Consider the following 16,438-nt stretch of genomic DNA (forward strand, 5'->3'; position numbering starts at 1 on the left):
CAGCAAGGTCTAATAAATGAACGAAAACTACCTAGAAGTCATTAAAATTTTATCCAGCAAGCGCCGCGTTAACGCTTTTGTTCGTGAGCTTAGTTTTGAGCAGATTGAGCAGATTATATCGAATCTACAAGATGCCAGTGTTGAGCGTATTGCTACACTAGAAAAAGAGCGCCAGCAGGAACAAGAGCGGAACGAAAAACTAAAAACCTATATCGAAATGATGAAAAAAGATGGCATTGATGTCGAGGATTTACTCGGCGCCACTCAAGCCAAGGGTGTAGAAAGAAAAGATAGATTACCCAAAGTTAAGAAGGAGCCTAAGTATGAATACACGCGAGAAGACAATACAGTAGCCTACTGGACTGGGCAGGGACGAACCCCCAAGGCAATCGCTCAAGCAATACAGAGTGGGCAAAGTCTGGAAGGCTTTTTAATACAAAAATAAGTAGTGATGTTTATAAAAAACTATCAGTCGATACCTTTGCGGGAGAGGCCTAAACTAGCCGCCGCACCTTTACCCGACGCCTTCGGGATAGACGGGTAAAGGTGGTTGAACGCTGAGCGGGTCGCCAGAGCTCAGCGTTTGCTGGAAACGACCGACTTATCGATTGAACGTATCAGCGCAGAAGTCGGTTTTGGCACAGCGCCGTCATTGCGCCAGCACTTTTCGGCTCAACTAAATATCTCAACTTCACACTACTGTCGCACCTTTTGTGAAAACGGTGCTTTAAGCGTGACAAGAACGATCACCAAGGGCGCGTAAAATTCCGCACGACGCAGTGAGTGCTGGATTCGAGCACTTCTGGCGCAAAACCGTCAGGTGCTGCTTTAAATGCGTTAGCTCTTCCATACGTACTTCTACAGCGCGGATATGTTCATCCAGCAGCGCATTTACGCTGCCGCAGTCTTCGTAAGGCATATCTCTGAACTGCAGCAAGATACGCACTTCCTCTAGGGTCATATCGAGCGCACGGCAATGGCGAATAAACTGCAGGCGCTCAATATGCTCCTCGTTATACAAACGATAATTACCTTCGCTGCGGGCAGGCTCTGGTAATAACCCTTCTTTTTCATAGTAACGAATGGTTTCCACTGTGGTTGCTGTGTGCTTGGCGAGTGCGCCTATCTTGATTGGCATGATGGCCTCCATAGCTTAAAACCTTAAAGTAACTATAGGCTTTAGTGCTATAAAATCAATCTTATTAAATAAGGCGTTGGACAGCTTGACTCTGAAGCGGCTAGAGGGTTCATGATGCATCCATGATTTCTATTCATAGGAGAAACCTCATGCAATATCATATCGAAGGCATGGACTGCGCGAGTTGCATCGGCAAGATTGAGACCGCTCTGGCGCGCATGCCCGGCGTTTCTGATGTCCAACTGAACTTTGCCACTGGAAGCCTGACACTGTCGTTGTCACCCGAGGGGGCCACTCAGGCTGGTGATGTTGAAAAAACCATCAAGCGCCTTGGTTTTGGCATATCCGCCCGTAACAATCAGCAGACGCCGTCGCATAGCGATACCGACAATCCGCCGACCGTGCAGCGCTGGTGGCAAACCCGTAAGGGTAAACAAGTCGCCGGTCTGGGTATGCTGATGGCGGCCGCCTACGTGCTGGCTCTGTTTTTTCCCGCTTACGGAACCTGGTTATTTGCTGCAGCCGTGGTTGTCGGTGTGCTTCCATTTGCCCGCAAAGCATTTGCGTTGGGCATGTCTGGCTCGCCCTTCTCAATCGAAACGCTGATGTCCGTAGCCGCATTGGGAGCGCTGTTCATCGGTGAGGCCGAAGAGGCGGCAGCCGTAGTTTTCCTGTTCTCGATCGGTGAGTTATTGGAGAGTGTGGCGGCCGATCGGGCCCGCGCCGGTATCAGAGCTCTGGCGTCACTGGTTCCGAAAACAGCAGTGCTTCTCGATGCCCAAGGCGGGCAGCGCGAGGTTGCTGCAGCCTCGCTGCGGGTGAATGACCGTGTGCTGGTGCGCCCAGGTGACCGAGTGTCCGCCGATGGTGTGATTATTCATGGTTCGTCCAGCCTCGATGAATCCCCCGTTACGGGCGAGTCCATCCCCTGTGCCAAGACCACGGGCGACACGGTATTCGCCGGTTCGATCAACGTCGACGGGGTACTTGAAGTCCGCGTAGAAAAAACTGCCGCCGACAACACCATTGCGCGCATTATTCAACTGGTGGAACAGGCGCAGGTATCCAAAGCACCCACCGCCCGCTTCATTGAGCGATTCAGCCGTTACTACACTCCAGCGGTGATGGCGCTTGCCGCATTGGTCGTTATCCTGCCACCACTGATAATGGGCGGTGATTGGGCGATTTGGCTATATCGCGGGTTGGCGCTATTGCTGATTGCCTGTCCCTGCGCACTGGTTCTATCCACTCCGGCAGCGATTGCTTCGGGACTGGCGGCAGGCACCCGCCGTGGATTACTCATAAAAGGCGGCAGCGCTCTGGAAACCATTGGCCAGGTAAAGACCATCGCTTTCGACAAAACCGGCACTCTGACCGAGGGCAAGCCGCGTGTTACCGACGTAGTGGCTTTTGCACAGCCTTTTACCAAACAAAGCGACGAAGAAGTACTGGCACTTTTTGCCAGCGTGGAATCCGGCTCCAATCACCCGCTTGCCAAAGCCATTGTCGGGCATGCCGAAGCGGCCAATCTCCTCATCCCCGTCGCGTCAAATGCCTATGCCACCGCCGGTAAAGCCGTGCATGCAACCGTGGCTGGACGCGCTCTAGCCATCGGCTCACCGGTCTACGCGGCTCAAGTCGCAACACTGTCGTCCACGCAGCAGAGCCAAATCGAGGCGCTACAACGTGACGGTAAGACGGTGTCAGTGCTGTTCGATGAACAGAGCCATGAAGCACTTGGATTGGTAGCTTTACGGGATGAACCGAGAGCTGATGCACAAGCAGCCGTAGCCCAGCTCAAGACCATGGGCGTGCGCTCCGTCATGCTTACCGGCGACAACCATCGCACCGCTCAGGCCATCGCTGGCTATTTGGGTGTGGAATGGGAAGCTGAACTGCTACCCGAGGATAAGCTGCGCCTGATCAACGAAATGAAGCTCAACGCCAAGATCGCCATGGTTGGTGATGGCATCAACGACGCACCGGCACTGGCAACCGCAGATGTGGGTATCGCTATGGGTGGGGGTACCGATGTGGCCATCGAAACCGCCGACGCTGCGCTACTGAAAAACAGTGTTACTGATGTGGCTCACCTCGTTGCGCTCTCGCGTGCAACCATGGCCAACATCCATCAGAACGTGATTTTCGCGCTGGGTCTGAAAGGGGTGTTCCTGATCACCACGGTGCTGGGCATCACCGGCCTGTGGTTCGCAGTGCTGGCCGATACCGGCGCAACGGCGCTGGTTACGCTGAATGCTTTACGCTTATTGCGTTTTAAGGGTAAGCGTAACAACAACCATTCCTAACAAATCGCACAAACCCAAGTGGTCGATGTCGTCGTCATCTTTAATGGGCGGTATTTGTTTAAACAGTGCGATTACTGCCAATGGCAGCGATGCCGTACTCAAGGTAAGCCTGCAACTTACAATTTAAAACTATTTTTTCATCGCACAGCAGAGTTGATATCGCCCCTTTGCAATGAAATCCTTGGCGGGCTTTATCCGATGTTTATGGTCATTGGCATCGTGTTTGCGTTCGTTATAGCCGTTGGTCGCACAAAGGAGTCTGGCTTAAGATAATGGAATCGTTATCAGAAGAGGCTGATTTGAACAACTCATGGTCGACGGCAGCATAGTCCGTATTCATCAGCACAGGGCAGCAAAAAACAGTGCAGACGCCGAAGTCATGAGAAAATCCAGAGGTGGACTGATAAGAAAAATCCATGCAGCCGTGGATACTTTCCTACCCTCCCTCCCCATTTACCGCTACTGCGGTCTCGTTATCCCCTGACTGAGATGCAACACTCCGCAAGATGAAGCTTTTATGAAAGACCTGTCTATACAAGTGATCATTATCATGCCGCTATCTTTAGCAATGCTTTATAAGACAATGATTTAAGTTGAATTCTGCTACTACAACAGTCACGGACCTACTTTTGTTTGACTTAATTATTCAATAAAACGGTCATCTTCGGCCGCCAGTATGGCTCACGAACCTATCGTGAGGCTGCTAGCAATGAACAAGATCATTGAGATAAAGCGTCTGAGTAAGACCTTTGATAATAAAAGAGCGCTGAAAGATATCAGCCTAGAAATTACCCATTCGGGGATGACCGCGCTACTGGGACCATCTGGCTCAGGGAAGTCTACTTTGTTGCGTCATCTGAGTGGCTTAGTGTTTTCTGATTGTCACCCCGAAAGCGAAATCCGAGTCATGGGCGAAGTAGTGCAATCCCAAGGCAAGGCTACGTCAGAGGTGCGTCGTTGTCGGGCTCGGGCGGGGTATATTTTCCAACAATTTAATCTGGTGAATCGTCTGAGTGTGCTGACCAATGTGCTGATTGGTGCGCTCAGCTCTACTTCCAAATGGCGTACCCTGACCGGTTGCTTTACCCGCGCCCAGCAGCAACAAGCTATGGCGGCGTTGGAACGGGTTGGTATGGCGGAATTTGCTGTTCAACGCGTGTCTACCCTATCTGGCGGTCAACAGCAGCGTGTGGCCATCGCCCGTTCGCTGATGCAAAAAGCACGCATTATCTTTGCCGACGAACCCATAGCATCGCTCGATCCTGAATCGGCACGAACCGTGATGGAGCTACTAAAAGACATTAATGAGCGGGAAGGCATCCCCGTGATCGTTACCCTTCATCAAGTGGACTATGCCCTGAAGTACTGTCATCAGTTGGTTGCCTTGCGCGAAGGAAGCGTTTTCTATCAGGGCGCGGCCACCGACATTACCAAGCAGGCCCTGGCATCGCTTTACACCCAGACACCGAGCACTCCTCTGGTCGCACAACCGGCCACCCGACCGTGGCGGGCCAAACCTGCTTTTGCCGCTAATTCAATTCAAGGACAAACGTCATGAGACGTATCTTAAAAAAATTCGTCGGTGGTGCTTCACTACTGGCCGCGCTGATGTTAACTCAGGCTCAGGCAGAGGAGGCGCCACTGTCGGTTCTCAACTTCGGGATTATTTCTACCGAATCCCAACAAAACCTTAAACAGCATTGGGCCCCTTTTTTGGCCGACATGGAGCAGCAATTGGGCGTGGAGGTGAAGGCTTTTTTCGCTCCCGATTATGCCGGCATTATTCAGGGCATGCGCTTCAACAAGGTCGATATTGCTTGGCTGGGCAATAAATCGGCGATGGAAGCGGTTAACCGTTCTGGTGGAGAAGTTTTTGCGCAAACCGTGGGGGCTAATGGTGAAGCCGGTTACTGGAGCTTATTAATCGCGCACAAGGATAGCCCGCTCAACAGCCTTGAAGATGTATTGGCGCAGCGCACGGATCTGATTTTTGGCAATGGCGACCCTAACTCTACTTCTGGTTTTCTGGTGCCTTCCTATTATGTGTTGGCCCAGAACCAGGCTACCGCTCAGGAGTTTAAGCGTACCGTCAATGCCAGCCACGAGGTGAATATATTTGCGGTGCTAAATAAGCAAGTCGATGTCGCTACCAACAACACCGAGAACTTAGCACGCTTCGCTCAGCACAGTGGTGAAAAAGTGAAAGACATTAAGGTGTTGTGGAAATCACCGCTGATCCCAGCCGATCCCATTGTCTGGCGTAAAAATTTACCGGCTGCGACTAAAGAGGTGGTGTACGACTTCTTCATGAAATACGGCCAATCCGATAATGCGCAGCAGAAAGACATTCTGGCCGGCTTGCAGTGGGCTTCGTTCACGCCCTCCAGCGATCTGCAGTTGTTACCTATCCGTCAGCTACAGCTGTTTAAAGACCTGCAAGAGCTGGAGAACAACGAGGCCGCCGCCGCTGATATTGCCCAGCTGAAAATGGAGCTGGCAGCGCTGGACCGTCAGATGTCAGCCCTAGCTGCCATGACCCACTAATACTACACAGAGCCGGCGCTGTCGGCTCTGTGTGGCTATCGGAGACTTTAAAAATGAATACTGACGTCGTTACTCGGCCCGGCCCGGGCTTGCGCCTAGGGCAAATGTTCAAATGGCTAGCGGTAGCGCTGGTACTGGCGTGGGCTTGGCAGGGGGCAGAAATGAACCCCGCCGTGCTGGTAGAGGATGCGGGCAATATGGCCGAGCTGGCAGCTGACTTTTTCCCGCCGGATTTTACCCACTGGAAATTGTATCTGAAAGAAACACTAGTCACGTTGCAAGTGGCACTGTGGGGCACCTTACTGGCGATAGTGTTGGCAGTACCCTTTGGTTTGCTATGCGCCGATAACTTGTTTCCGCAATGGGTCTGTCAACCGATGCGTCGACTTATGGATGCGACGCGGGCTATCAATGAGATGGTGTTTGCCATGCTGTTTGTGGTCGCTGTGGGTCTGGGTCCCTTTGCCGGTGTGCTAGCGCTGTTTGTGCATACTACTGGCGTATTAGCGAAGCTGTTTTCTGAAGCTGTTGAGGCCATAGAGCCGGGTCCTATCGAGGGGGTGCGGGCCACGGGCGCCACCAAGATGGAAGAAATTATTTATGGCGTCTTACCTCAGGTGATTCCGTTGTGGATTTCCTATTCGCTCTATCGCTTCGAGTCCAATGTGCGCTCTGCCACTGTGGTGGGCATGGTGGGAGCGGGTGGGGTTGGCGTCTTATTGTGGGAAGCGATTCGCAGTTTTCAGTTTGAACGGACCGCAGCCATTATGCTGGTGGTCATTGTCACTGTCAGCCTACTTGATGTTGCCTCGCAGAAGATTCGCAAACTTTATATCTAATTATTTAATTGAGCTTGTCTAGACAAGCCATCAGTAATTTACGGGGTTAAGCTGTCCTGACTAATAACGAAAGGATATACGCTTAATTACTTAATTTGTTTGATGAGCATTGTTAGCTGTTATTAAATTCGGCCGAGAGAGAGGGATGGAAGGGATGCGGATCTATCAAGCTATTTATCGGCAACTGGAAGCAGATATTAAGTTGTGCTTTAAAGCCGGTGACTATCTTCCGCCGGAAATGCAGCTTGCCGCACGCTTTCAGGTAAATCGGCACACGGTACGACGCGCGATTGACGAACTGGTTATCAATGGTTTTATCCAGCGTCATCAAGGCAAGGGCAATATGGTGTTGCACCAGCCGCAGCTCTATAAGCTGCAAGATGGCGCTCATTTTACCGGCAACTTAGTGCAACAAGGGGCCTCGCCCAGTTGCCAAGTGATCCGAGCTCGGCTGATGCCGGTCACCTCTAGATTATTACACGAGTTACAGCTGGGTGATCAGGCACTGGTTCAACAACAAAAAATTATTCACATACAGACCTTGCGGAGAACGGAATATATTCCGCACTCCATTATTCATCATTATTTTAGTGACCCGCAATGGTGGTCGGTGCTGAAACAATTTCAGTATGGATCTTTGCATGATTTTTTAAAACTAAACTTGAATGTGGAGTTGAAAAGAATATCGACCCGCTTGGGGGCAAGAATACCCACCGGTGAAGAAAGTCGGTTATTACAGATAAACAAGTCAATGCCCGTTATGCGTATTAAAACTAAACATCAACTTAAAGGTACGGAACAAATGGCGGAGTTTTCCGTGAGCTCGGCTCGTTCCGATTTAATTGAATATGTCGTGGAGCACTAAATGAATACACCACAACGAAAACAATGGATGTCGGTATTGTCCCGCGCCTCCTTTGCCCAGCTTCAAAGCAGTTGGCAAGCGCTGCGGCTGACGCCTGAGTATCAATTGATCCGAGCGCCGGAGATCGGACTGGCACAGATCCGGGCCCGCATGGGAGCTACCGGCCGGCAATTCAATCTCGGCGATGTCACCATTACTCGAGCCGTGGTCAAACTGCACAGCGGTGAGCTGGGATACAGCTATCTGCGTGGCCGCAACAAACGCCATGCCGAACTGGCGGCGCTGGTGGATGCGATGATGCAAACCCGCAGTGGCCATGAAGTATTGGATCGGGGCCTGATTGCCCCGTTGGCGGCGCTCAAGGCAGAGCAGGAAGAATGCAGCCGCCAAGAAGTAGCCGCCAGTAAGGTGGACTTTTTTACCATGGTGCGGGGAGAAGATGAATGACGACTATCACTACGGCATTTGCGGATACAGTCCACGACAGCCAGCTTTGTTTTCGGCGTTTGCTAACCGCAATGTCGGAGCCGGGCACCCGAGTTGACCTAGACAGAGCCGATGGCTTTGGCGCCATGAGTGCCGGCTGCGTACAAGCGCTACTCACCCTCGCTGACAGCAGCACCCAGCTCTGGCTCTCAGCGGCTCTGCAGCAAGATGAAGCCGTACGCGACAATATTCGATTTCATGTGGCCTCCCCGCTAACGCTAGATGCCGCTGCTGCCGACTTTGCCGTACTGGCCTTAGCCGATCAGGCCGAATGCGGTGCACTGTTGCGAACTCTGGCGCAGGGTAGTGAAGAATATCCGGATCAGGGCGCTACGTTATTTATTGAAACCGACTCTTTGGTGCAGGGTGTCGAAGTCTGCTTGTCGGGGCCGGGCATTCAGGGCACTCGGCGTGTTTTCTTGGGGCGCGTGCCCGAGGCGTTGGTGCGATTTTTAAGCGAGCGGGACACGACTTCCCCGCAGGGCATCGATCTGATGCTGGTATGTGATCGAAAATTGATCGCTATTGCGCGCACAACTCGAGTGGAGATAACAGCATGTATGTAGCAGTGAAAGGGGGCGAGAAAGCGATTGCCGCCGCGCATCGTTTGCAAGCCAAGAAACGCCGTGGCAATACCGAGCTACCTGAGCTCAGTGTGGATCAAGTGGCAGAACAGTTGGTCGGTGCTGTAGATAGGGTGATGACTGAAGGGGGCGTGTACGACAAAGAGCTGGCGGCCTTGGCGATTAAGCAGGCTGGCGGAGATTTGGTGGAGGCGATTTTTCTGTTGCGTGCCTATCGCACCACTTTGCCGAAGTTAGCCACTACAGAGCCGATAGATACCGCGACGATGCGCATCGCCCGCCGTATTTCGGCCACCTACAAGGATTTGCCTGGCGGCCAGTTGTTGGGTCCAACCTATGACTATACCCATCGGTTGCTGGATTTTAGCCTGCTGGCTGAAGGAGAACATCCAGGCCCAGTACCGGTCGTAAGTGAATCGCAGACTTACCCCCAAGTCACCGGCATTCTCGAACAGCTTGAGTTAATGGCGAAGGAAACGGACGAGGGGCAGACGCCGGCCGATGTGACCATGGCGCCAGTCACTTATCCCTGCGACCGCTCTGCCCGTTTGCAACAGTTGATGCGCGGTGACGAAGGCTTCTTGCTGGCGCTGGGGTACTCCACTCAGCGGGGCTATGGGCGCAACCACCCCTTTGCCGGCGAAATCCGCAGTGGTGAGGTAACTCTAGAGATAGTGCCGGAGGAACTGGGCTTTGCCATCGATATCGGCGACATCGAATTGACCGAGTGTCAAATGGTCAACGGTTTTGTCGGTGACAAGCAGCAAAAGCCGGTATTTACTCGTGGTTATGGCCTGACGTTCGGCTTTGGTGAACGCAAGGCGATGTCCATGGCGCTGGTAGACAGAGCACTGCAGGCGCAGGAGTACGGTGAGCAGGTGGACGGTCCGGCTCAGGATGAAGAGTTTGTGTTGGCCCATGCAGATAACGTTGAAGCTTCGGGTTTTGTGTCGCACCTGAAATTGCCGCACTACGTGGACTTTCAGGCCGAACTGGAGTTGCTGCGCAAGCTGCGCCGAGAGCATGAACAAACCCATGGCCCGCAAGCCAGCCAAACAGGGGAGCAAGCATGATCACCCAATACACCCACCGAGCTGAGCAGAATCAAGGTTATAACTACGCCTATCTGGATGAGCAAACCAAGCGCATGATCCGCCGAGCACTCTTGAAAGCGGTAGCCATCCCCGGCTATCAAGTGCCCTTTGGTGGCCGAGAAATGCCGATGCCCTACGGCTGGGGTACCGGCGGTGTGCAACTGACGGCGGCGCTGATTGGTCACGACGACACTCTTAAGGTGATCGACCAAGGCGCCGATGACACCACCAACGCGGTGTCTATTCGCTCGTTTTTCCAACAGGTGGCACAGGTAAATACCACCGAAGTGACCACAGAAGCCACGCTTATCCAAACCCGACATCGGATCCCGGAAACTGCGCTCAGCGCTGATCAGATCTTGGTGTATCAGGTGCCAATTCCGGAGCCGTTACGCTTTATCGAGCCGCGGGAAACGGAGACTCGCAAAATGCACGCACTGCAAGAGTACGGCATTATGCACGTCAAATTATACGAAGATATCGCCCGTTACGGTCATATCGCTACCGCTTATGCTTACCCAGTGCTGGTTAATGATCGCTATATTATGGATCCCTCACCAATCCCCAAATACGACAATCCCAAGATGGACATGATGCCGGCGTTGCAGTTGTTTGGTGCCGGTCGTGAAAAACGTATCTATGCCATACCGCCTTATACCTCAGTTAAGAGCCTCGACTTCGAAGATCACCCCTTCGAAATCCAGCAGTGGGATGAGCCTTGTGCCATCTGCGAATCCAGGCATAGCTTCCTCGATGAAGTGGTGACCGACGATCAGGGCAGCCGCGTATTTATCTGCTCCGATACCGATTATTGCCGTCAGCAACAGGAGAAACAGCTATGAATCACTGCGCATCAACCACACCGTTAACTGCCACCGAGAGTCGGGCTAAGCGGGAAAGTACCGATCAAGAACAGCCATTATTATCGGTACACCGGCTAACCAAACTTTATGCCCCAGGCAAGGGCTTTGCCGAGGTGTCGTTCGATCTCTATCCGGGCGAAGTACTGGGCATCGTTGGTGAGTCTGGCTCCGGAAAAAGCACATTGTTGCAGACAATTTCTGGCAGCTTGGCACCGGACGAAGGCGAAGTACTGTATTTGCGTGGTGACGCAGGCCGCCAGCTTGAGCAGGTGGTGAGCCTGTATCAGCTGGCGGAAAGTCAGCGTCGTCAGCTGTTGCGTACTGACTGGGGCGTGGTGCATCAGCATCCACTCGACGGCTTACGACCCCGAGTGTCGGCCGGGGGCAATATCGGCGAGCGACTGATGGCAGTGGGGCAGCGTCACTATGGCCACATTCGCGAACAGGCACTGCAGTGGCTGCAGGACGTAGAAATACCCGTCGATCGTATCGACGATATGCCGGTGACCTTCTCGGGTGGTATGCAGCAACGGTTGCAGATTGCGCGCAACCTGGTGACTCACCCCAAGCTGATTTTCATGGACGAACCCACCGGCGGACTGGATGTGTCGGTACAGGCGCGACTGCTGGATTTGCTGCGTCGGCTGGTGTCTGAATTGGGGCTAGCGGTGGTGATCGTAACCCACGATTTGGCGGTGGCGCGACTGCTGGCCCACCGGTTGATGGTGATGAAACAAAGCCGGGTCGTGGAGACGGGACTCACCGATCAGGTGCTAGACGATCCGCAGCATCCTTATACCCAATTATTGGTGTCTTCCGTACTACAAAGCTAGGAGCTCTCATGACCTGTGCATTAAACGTTTCGAATGTGTGCAAAACCTTTGTCTTGCATAACCAGAATGGCATTCGCTTGCCGGTGTTATCAGACGCTTCCTTCGCGATAAAACAGGGTGAGTGTGTGGTGCTGCATGGCCGGTCCGGTACCGGCAAGTCAACTTTGTTGCGTACTCTCTACGGTAACTATCTCACCGATAGTGGCCAGATTGAGCTCCAGCATCAGGGGCAGTGGTTGGATATAACGCAGGCACAGCCTCGCACTTTAGTTAATGTGCGCCGCCACACGATTGGTTGGGTTAGTCAGTTCTTACGGGTTATCCCCCGCATCAGCGCACTGGAAGTGGTGATGCAGCCGATGATTGAGCAGGGCGGTAATCGGATCGAAGCTCAGGCCCGAGCCGAACGGCTGTTGACCCGGCTCAATGTGCCTGAACACTTGTGGGCACTGGCGCCGGCGACTTTTTCCGGTGGTGAACAGCAACGGGTGAACATTGCCCGAGGGTTTATTGCCGACTATCCAATTTTACTGCTTGATGAGCCCACCGCTTCGCTCGATGCGACTAATCGCATGGTAGTGGTTGAGCTTATCCGCGAAGCCAAGGCGCGGGGCGCGGCTATCGTTGGCATCTTTCACGATGCGGATGTCCGCGAGCAAGTCGCCGATCAGGTCTACGAGATCCAGCCCAGAGTCGAGCACTCACTTGAAGATGACAAGAGGAAGCATTTAGCATGATTATTACCAATGTGAACCTGGTTCTGGAAAACGAGGTAGTGCGGGGCTCGGTCGAAGTGACTGATGGCGTGATCCGCGCACTAGCCGACAGCCCGAGCCAACAGCCGGGTGCTATCGACGGCAACGGTGGCTGGTTATTACCTGGCTTGGTGGAGCTGCATACGGACAATCTGGACAAGCATTTCACGCCTAGACCCAAGGTCAGCTGGCCGCCCTTAAGTGCCATGCGGACTCATGATGCGCAGGTGGTAGCGGCGGGCATTACCACGGTGTTGGATGCGGTGGCCATCGGTGATGAACGTGACGGTGGTACCCGCCAAGATAACCTCGACCGTATGATCCATACCATAATCAATAGTCAGCGCCAAGGCCTGAACCGAGCCGATCATCTGCTGCATCTGCGCTGTGAGTTGCCTCATGAAACTACAGTGCCCTTATTCGAGCATTATGTGGATCTGCCGGAGGTGCAGTTGGTGTCTCTAATGGACCATTCCCCCGGTCAGCGCCAGTTTGTCAGCATGACTAAGTATCGAGAATACTATCAGGGTAAATACGGGCTCAGTGATCCACAGATGCATGAATTTGAACAGCGCCAGCTGGCGCTGTCGGCGCAGTGGTCGGACACCAATCGCACTTACATCGCCCGCCTGTGTCGGGAGCGGGGTATTTCTCTGGCCAGCCATGACGATGCCACCTCTGCTCATGTATTGGAATCTCATCATTTGGGCATGGTCATGGCCGAGTTTCCGACCACAGTCGAGGCGGCGGTCTGTTCCCATCAACAGGGCTTGATGGTGATGATGGGCGCCCCTAATGTGGTTCGCGGTGGATCTCATTCCGGTAACGTCGCCGCCCATGAGCTAGCGGCGTTGGGGGTATTGGATGTGCTGTCGTCTGACTATTATCCAGCTAGTTTGCTAGAAGCGGTGTTTATGCTGGCCGAAGACGATCGAAATAGCTTAGGGCTGGCCGAGGCGACACAATTAGCCACCGTCAATCCCGCTCGGGCCTTGGGGTTGACTGACAGAGGTATCTTGGCGGAAGGGCGGCGCGCGGATCTGGTGCTGGTTGAACGACATCAGGGGCAGGTTTATCCAAAACGGGTCTGGTGTCGAGGTGAGTTGGCCTTCTAACGGGAGAGCAAAGATGAGTATTGATACAGGTCGACTGTTTTATGTCATGGGACCTTCCGGTGTCGGAAAAGACAGTTTTATACAAGCGGTGAGAGCATGCTGGGGCACACGTTTACTGGTGGCACACCGTTACATTACTCGATCGGCGGCGGCGGGAGGAGAGAATCATATCGAGCTGTGTGAAACGGAGTTTCAGTTACGTAAAGATCGCGGACTGTTTGCTCTTAGTTGGGCCGCCAATGGTCACCATTATGGCGTGGGGCGTGAGATTAACGACTGGCTGGCGTCAGGCATGGATGTCATGGTCAATGGTTCGCGGGCGTATTTACCGCAGGCACGCACCCTATTTTCCGAGCGCTTATATCCGGTGTTGGTCCAAGTCGATGCTGAAACCTTGGGGCAGCGTCTGCGAGCACGAGGGAGAGAAAACGAAGCAGAAATCTGCCAGCGGCTAGAACGGGCTGCTGCCTATCAACTCGCGCCGTCAGACGACGTATGCTGGCTGGATAACAGCGGGAATTTGGCTGACACGCTACGCCAATTCCAGCGCTATCAACAGCTATTACCCGCATGATGCGTCTGACGTTGTTGGGCACGGGAGCGGCCGGGGGGATGCCGCTGTATGGCTGCCCTTGCCGCTATTGTGTGCAGGCCGAGTGCAATGCAGCGGAGAGGAGAGAGCCGTGCTCGGCGCTGCTAGAGTGGGCGGGAAATCGGCTACTAATCGATGGCGGCCTGATGGACTTGCATCGACGTTTTTCTCCTAGCAGCCTGCAGGGCATATTACTGACTCACTTTCACGTCGATCATGTGCAGGGCCTGTTTCATCTGCGCTGGGGAAGGTGCGCAAAAATACCCGTGTGGTGCCCAGATGATCCGACGGGTTGTGCCGATCTGCTTAAGCATCCCGGGTGCCTTGACTTTCAGCCGCCCTTACAGCACGCCCAAAGCTGGCAACTGGGTGAGCTAAGCATTACTCCGTTGGAACTGGTGCATTCTCAGCCTACCTTGGGGTATGTATTTCGTCTCGGTGAGCGTCGCTTGGCATATCTGACAGATACTTTGGGGTTGCCGCCACAGAGTAGCCAGTGGCTACATGCCTTGCCAACGCTGGATGCGGTAGTGATAGATTGCAGCTTTCCCCCAGGCAATGATGGTTGTAACCGTAACCACAATTCGCTCGAGCAGGTGCTGGCGCTCAGAGAAACCCTGCGGCCAAGGCAGATGATTTTAACCCATATCGGCCATGATTTTCATGGTTGGTTGCAACAGCATGCCTTACCCAATGGTGTGGTGGCTGGGTGGGACAACATGTGCATTGTGCTGGAAGATGCCACGGCAGAAAACTTAAGCTTATCTAATTATCCATGATTTTCAGAAGTTTTTTAATCTTAAATTAGTGGTATCAGCTTTCCTGTTAGATTGTGGCTCGCTTAATCTATAACTGGTGATGAATAAAAAATTATATTTTCAACACGTAAAAGTACTTGGGGATCCCAATTCCTACTCTTCAATATTTAAAGTCAAGATTGAGGTGTTTTACATTGCTGTGCGATTGATTAAAGATAAAGATCGCATGGTGGTTGTGAAAAAAATTGATAATGAAGTAATGTATTTGTTTATCCGTACGAATAACAGACTCTTTGTACGCCATACATCAAAAGACAATAACCGCTGGATACTGGTTAAATTTTGAAGGCGATACAAACAGCGTTAGCGTTAGAGTTAAATCAGTTAGGGGAGGCAAGACAGCCATGTTATATCGTCCTAAAACATGGCTATTGTCAGCGAGTGGGCCAAAAAGCCGTGGTTTGTCAGTTAAAGGGAGTCGCGTGTTTAATTTTGGCTGCATTAACAATGCCTGAGTTACAGCAACAGTTAGCCGAAGCTGTCAAGGGCGCTCGGTCAGCTATGGCCCGTGCCTTCGATAATATTTCTATCGGTTCTTTTAAGATGCAAGCTAATTAACTTTAGCCTTACACATGCTGCTCCATTAACTCAAGCTAGGACTTTGCATTCTATAACATCGACCAAAGAAAAATTATCGCACTAACCCATCAGTTTAAAAAGACGCTACAATCTGTTCGAATTCCTCTATTAAAGCGCCCTGAAACTGATGGCAAAGTCGGGATACCAAGTGAAATTTCGGCAAAATGATAGCAACCTCAAACTCGATTCCGGGTGTAAAAGGCCTTAAGACAACAGAGTTGTCGTTTCTTTTTCCATATTCCATGGCTGTAATCGGATCTATTAGCGCATACCCGACCCCCTCATTGACTAGCGCTATAGCTGAGGGAAATAGCTGCGTTTCTGCAACTACATTGAGAGAACAGTTATGTTTGTAAGCCAAGCTGCGCAATTGTATGGTGCTTTGGTGAGTGTCACCTAGAGTAATGATCGGTTTGCCCTCTAGATCCTCGATGGTGATTTCCTTTCTTTCGGCCAGAGATGAACCTGGTGGCAAAGCACAATACATCCTGAAACTATAGGGAAAGATCTCCAGCTCATTTTTCGCCTGTGGTTTTTCCACGATTCCAAGATCAAAATGGCCACCAGCAACCCATTCTTCTACCTTTCTGGATGGGAATGTCTGCAAAGATAGCTTCACGTTTGGATTGTTTCTCATAAAGCCAGCAACAATTTTAGGTGCCAAAGTTGCCAAACCTGGCATGCAACCTATCTGTAGTTTTCCAACCCTGCCGTTCTTCAGGTTTTCAGCCAGTTCCCCCAAATTACTTAATGCCTTTAGTACCCGTTCAACGCCTTCGGAAAAGGACTTAGCCTCTATAGTCATTTCTGTACCATAGTGGTTTCGTTTAAACAACATAAAACCTATATCACTTTCCAAGTTGGCAATAGCAGTACTGACGGTTGGTTGCGTTAGACCTAAGCGTCTTGCCGCCTTGCTGATACTGCCGCTACTTATAACCTCTTGGAATATGTATAGTTGTTTTGCATTTATTTTAGGATTCATAAATGGCCTCGAATAACGTATTTTATTAGTTAAATGGGTATA

Annotated in this window: 17 protein-coding genes and 1 pseudogene; 16 read left to right on the forward strand and 2 right to left on the reverse strand. The window is 52.1% G+C overall.

Going from position 1 to position 16,438, the window contains the following annotated elements; all coding sequences use genetic code 11:
* Window positions 1–16: 16 nt before the first annotated feature.
* Both R0134_RS16275 and R0134_RS16280 read left to right on the forward strand, forming a co-directional pair.
* Window positions 17–445, forward strand: a complete 429-nt coding sequence (locus tag R0134_RS16275) for an H-NS family nucleoid-associated regulatory protein (RefSeq protein WP_319784413.1) — start codon at window positions 17–19, stop codon at window positions 443–445.
* A gap of 56 nt (window positions 446–501) precedes the next feature.
* Window positions 502–763 (forward strand): annotated as a pseudogene (locus R0134_RS16280) (helix-turn-helix domain-containing protein); the annotation flags it as partial.
* Here the strand turns inward: R0134_RS16280 and cadR are convergent.
* A complete protein-coding gene (cadR, locus tag R0134_RS16285) occupies window positions 728–1,138 on the reverse strand; it encodes a Cd(II)/Pb(II)-responsive transcriptional regulator (protein ID WP_319784414.1) in 411 nt (136 codons plus the stop codon). The pseudogene R0134_RS16280 and the gene cadR sit on opposite strands and share 36 nt — an antisense overlap.
* Window positions 1,139–1,287: 149 nt before the next feature.
* On the opposite strand from cadR, the gene R0134_RS16290 reads away from it, so the two are divergent.
* From R0134_RS16290 to phnP, 14 genes are all read left to right on the forward strand, one after another.
* On the forward strand, window positions 1,288–3,444 hold the full coding sequence (locus tag R0134_RS16290; protein WP_319784415.1) for a heavy metal translocating P-type ATPase: 2,157 nt from the start codon (window positions 1,288–1,290) through the stop codon (window positions 3,442–3,444).
* 709 nt (window positions 3,445–4,153) lie between these two features.
* On the forward strand, window positions 4,154–5,002 hold the full coding sequence (gene phnC, locus R0134_RS16295; protein ID WP_319784416.1) for a phosphonate ABC transporter ATP-binding protein: 849 nt from the start codon (window positions 4,154–4,156) through the stop codon (window positions 5,000–5,002).
* Window positions 4,999–5,988, forward strand: coding sequence for a phosphonate ABC transporter substrate-binding protein (gene phnD, locus R0134_RS16300; RefSeq protein ID WP_319784417.1), 990 nt, complete (start codon window positions 4,999–5,001; stop codon window positions 5,986–5,988). Before phnC ends, phnD begins: the two co-directional genes overlap by 4 nt.
* Before the next feature lie 104 nt (window positions 5,989–6,092).
* A complete protein-coding gene (gene phnE, locus R0134_RS16305) occupies window positions 6,093–6,827 on the forward strand; it encodes a phosphonate ABC transporter, permease protein PhnE (protein ID WP_319784500.1) in 735 nt (244 codons plus the stop codon).
* Window positions 6,828–6,981: 154 nt separating this feature from the next.
* Window positions 6,982–7,692 carry a phosphonate metabolism transcriptional regulator PhnF gene (gene phnF / locus R0134_RS16310; RefSeq protein WP_319784418.1) on the forward strand — a complete coding sequence of 237 codons (711 nt, stop codon included), beginning with the start codon at window positions 6,982–6,984 and terminating at the stop codon, window positions 7,690–7,692.
* The gene (phnG, locus tag R0134_RS16315; protein ID WP_319784419.1) at window positions 7,693–8,139 is read left to right on the forward strand and encodes a phosphonate C-P lyase system protein PhnG; all 447 of its coding nucleotides are present in this window, start codon (window positions 7,693–7,695) and stop codon (window positions 8,137–8,139) included.
* Window positions 8,136–8,744, forward strand: a complete 609-nt coding sequence (gene phnH, locus R0134_RS16320) for a phosphonate C-P lyase system protein PhnH (RefSeq protein ID WP_319784420.1) — start codon at window positions 8,136–8,138, stop codon at window positions 8,742–8,744. The genes phnG and phnH overlap by 4 nt, the downstream gene beginning before the upstream one ends.
* Entirely contained in the window at window positions 8,735–9,835 is a 1,101-nt protein-coding gene (locus R0134_RS16325; RefSeq protein ID WP_319784421.1) for a carbon-phosphorus lyase complex subunit PhnI, read from the forward strand. The genes phnH and R0134_RS16325 overlap by 10 nt, the downstream gene beginning before the upstream one ends.
* Window positions 9,832–10,698: an alpha-D-ribose 1-methylphosphonate 5-phosphate C-P-lyase PhnJ gene (locus R0134_RS16330; RefSeq protein WP_319784422.1), complete on the forward strand. Its 867-nt coding sequence runs from the start codon at window positions 9,832–9,834 to the stop codon at window positions 10,696–10,698. Before R0134_RS16325 ends, R0134_RS16330 begins: the two co-directional genes overlap by 4 nt.
* Window positions 10,695–11,552, forward strand: a complete 858-nt coding sequence (gene phnK, locus R0134_RS16335) for a phosphonate C-P lyase system protein PhnK (RefSeq protein ID WP_319784423.1) — start codon at window positions 10,695–10,697, stop codon at window positions 11,550–11,552. Before R0134_RS16330 ends, phnK begins: the two co-directional genes overlap by 4 nt.
* A gap of 8 nt (window positions 11,553–11,560) precedes the next feature.
* Complete coding sequence (phnL, locus tag R0134_RS16340; RefSeq protein WP_319784424.1) at window positions 11,561–12,289, forward strand: phosphonate C-P lyase system protein PhnL; 729 nt, start codon at window positions 11,561–11,563, stop codon at window positions 12,287–12,289.
* A complete protein-coding gene (phnM, locus tag R0134_RS16345) occupies window positions 12,286–13,422 on the forward strand; it encodes an alpha-D-ribose 1-methylphosphonate 5-triphosphate diphosphatase (protein WP_319784425.1) in 1,137 nt (378 codons plus the stop codon). Before phnL ends, phnM begins: the two co-directional genes overlap by 4 nt.
* A gap of 13 nt (window positions 13,423–13,435) precedes the next feature.
* Window positions 13,436–13,996 carry a ribose 1,5-bisphosphokinase gene (gene phnN / locus R0134_RS16350; protein ID WP_319784426.1) on the forward strand — a complete coding sequence of 187 codons (561 nt, stop codon included), beginning with the start codon at window positions 13,436–13,438 and terminating at the stop codon, window positions 13,994–13,996.
* The gene (gene phnP, locus R0134_RS16355) at window positions 13,996–14,793 is read left to right on the forward strand and encodes a phosphonate metabolism protein PhnP (protein ID WP_413641471.1); all 798 of its coding nucleotides are present in this window, start codon (window positions 13,996–13,998) and stop codon (window positions 14,791–14,793) included. The genes phnN and phnP overlap by 1 nt, the downstream gene beginning before the upstream one ends.
* 691 nt (window positions 14,794–15,484) lie before the next feature.
* Here phnP and R0134_RS16360 read toward each other — a convergent pair.
* Complete coding sequence (locus tag R0134_RS16360) at window positions 15,485–16,396, reverse strand: LysR family transcriptional regulator (protein WP_319784428.1); 912 nt, start codon at window positions 16,394–16,396, stop codon at window positions 15,485–15,487.
* Window positions 16,397–16,438 lie beyond the last annotated feature (42 nt).

This window comes from Oceanisphaera sp. IT1-181, from assembly GCF_033807535.1.
Classification (GTDB): Bacteria; Pseudomonadota; Gammaproteobacteria; order Enterobacterales; family Aeromonadaceae; genus Oceanimonas.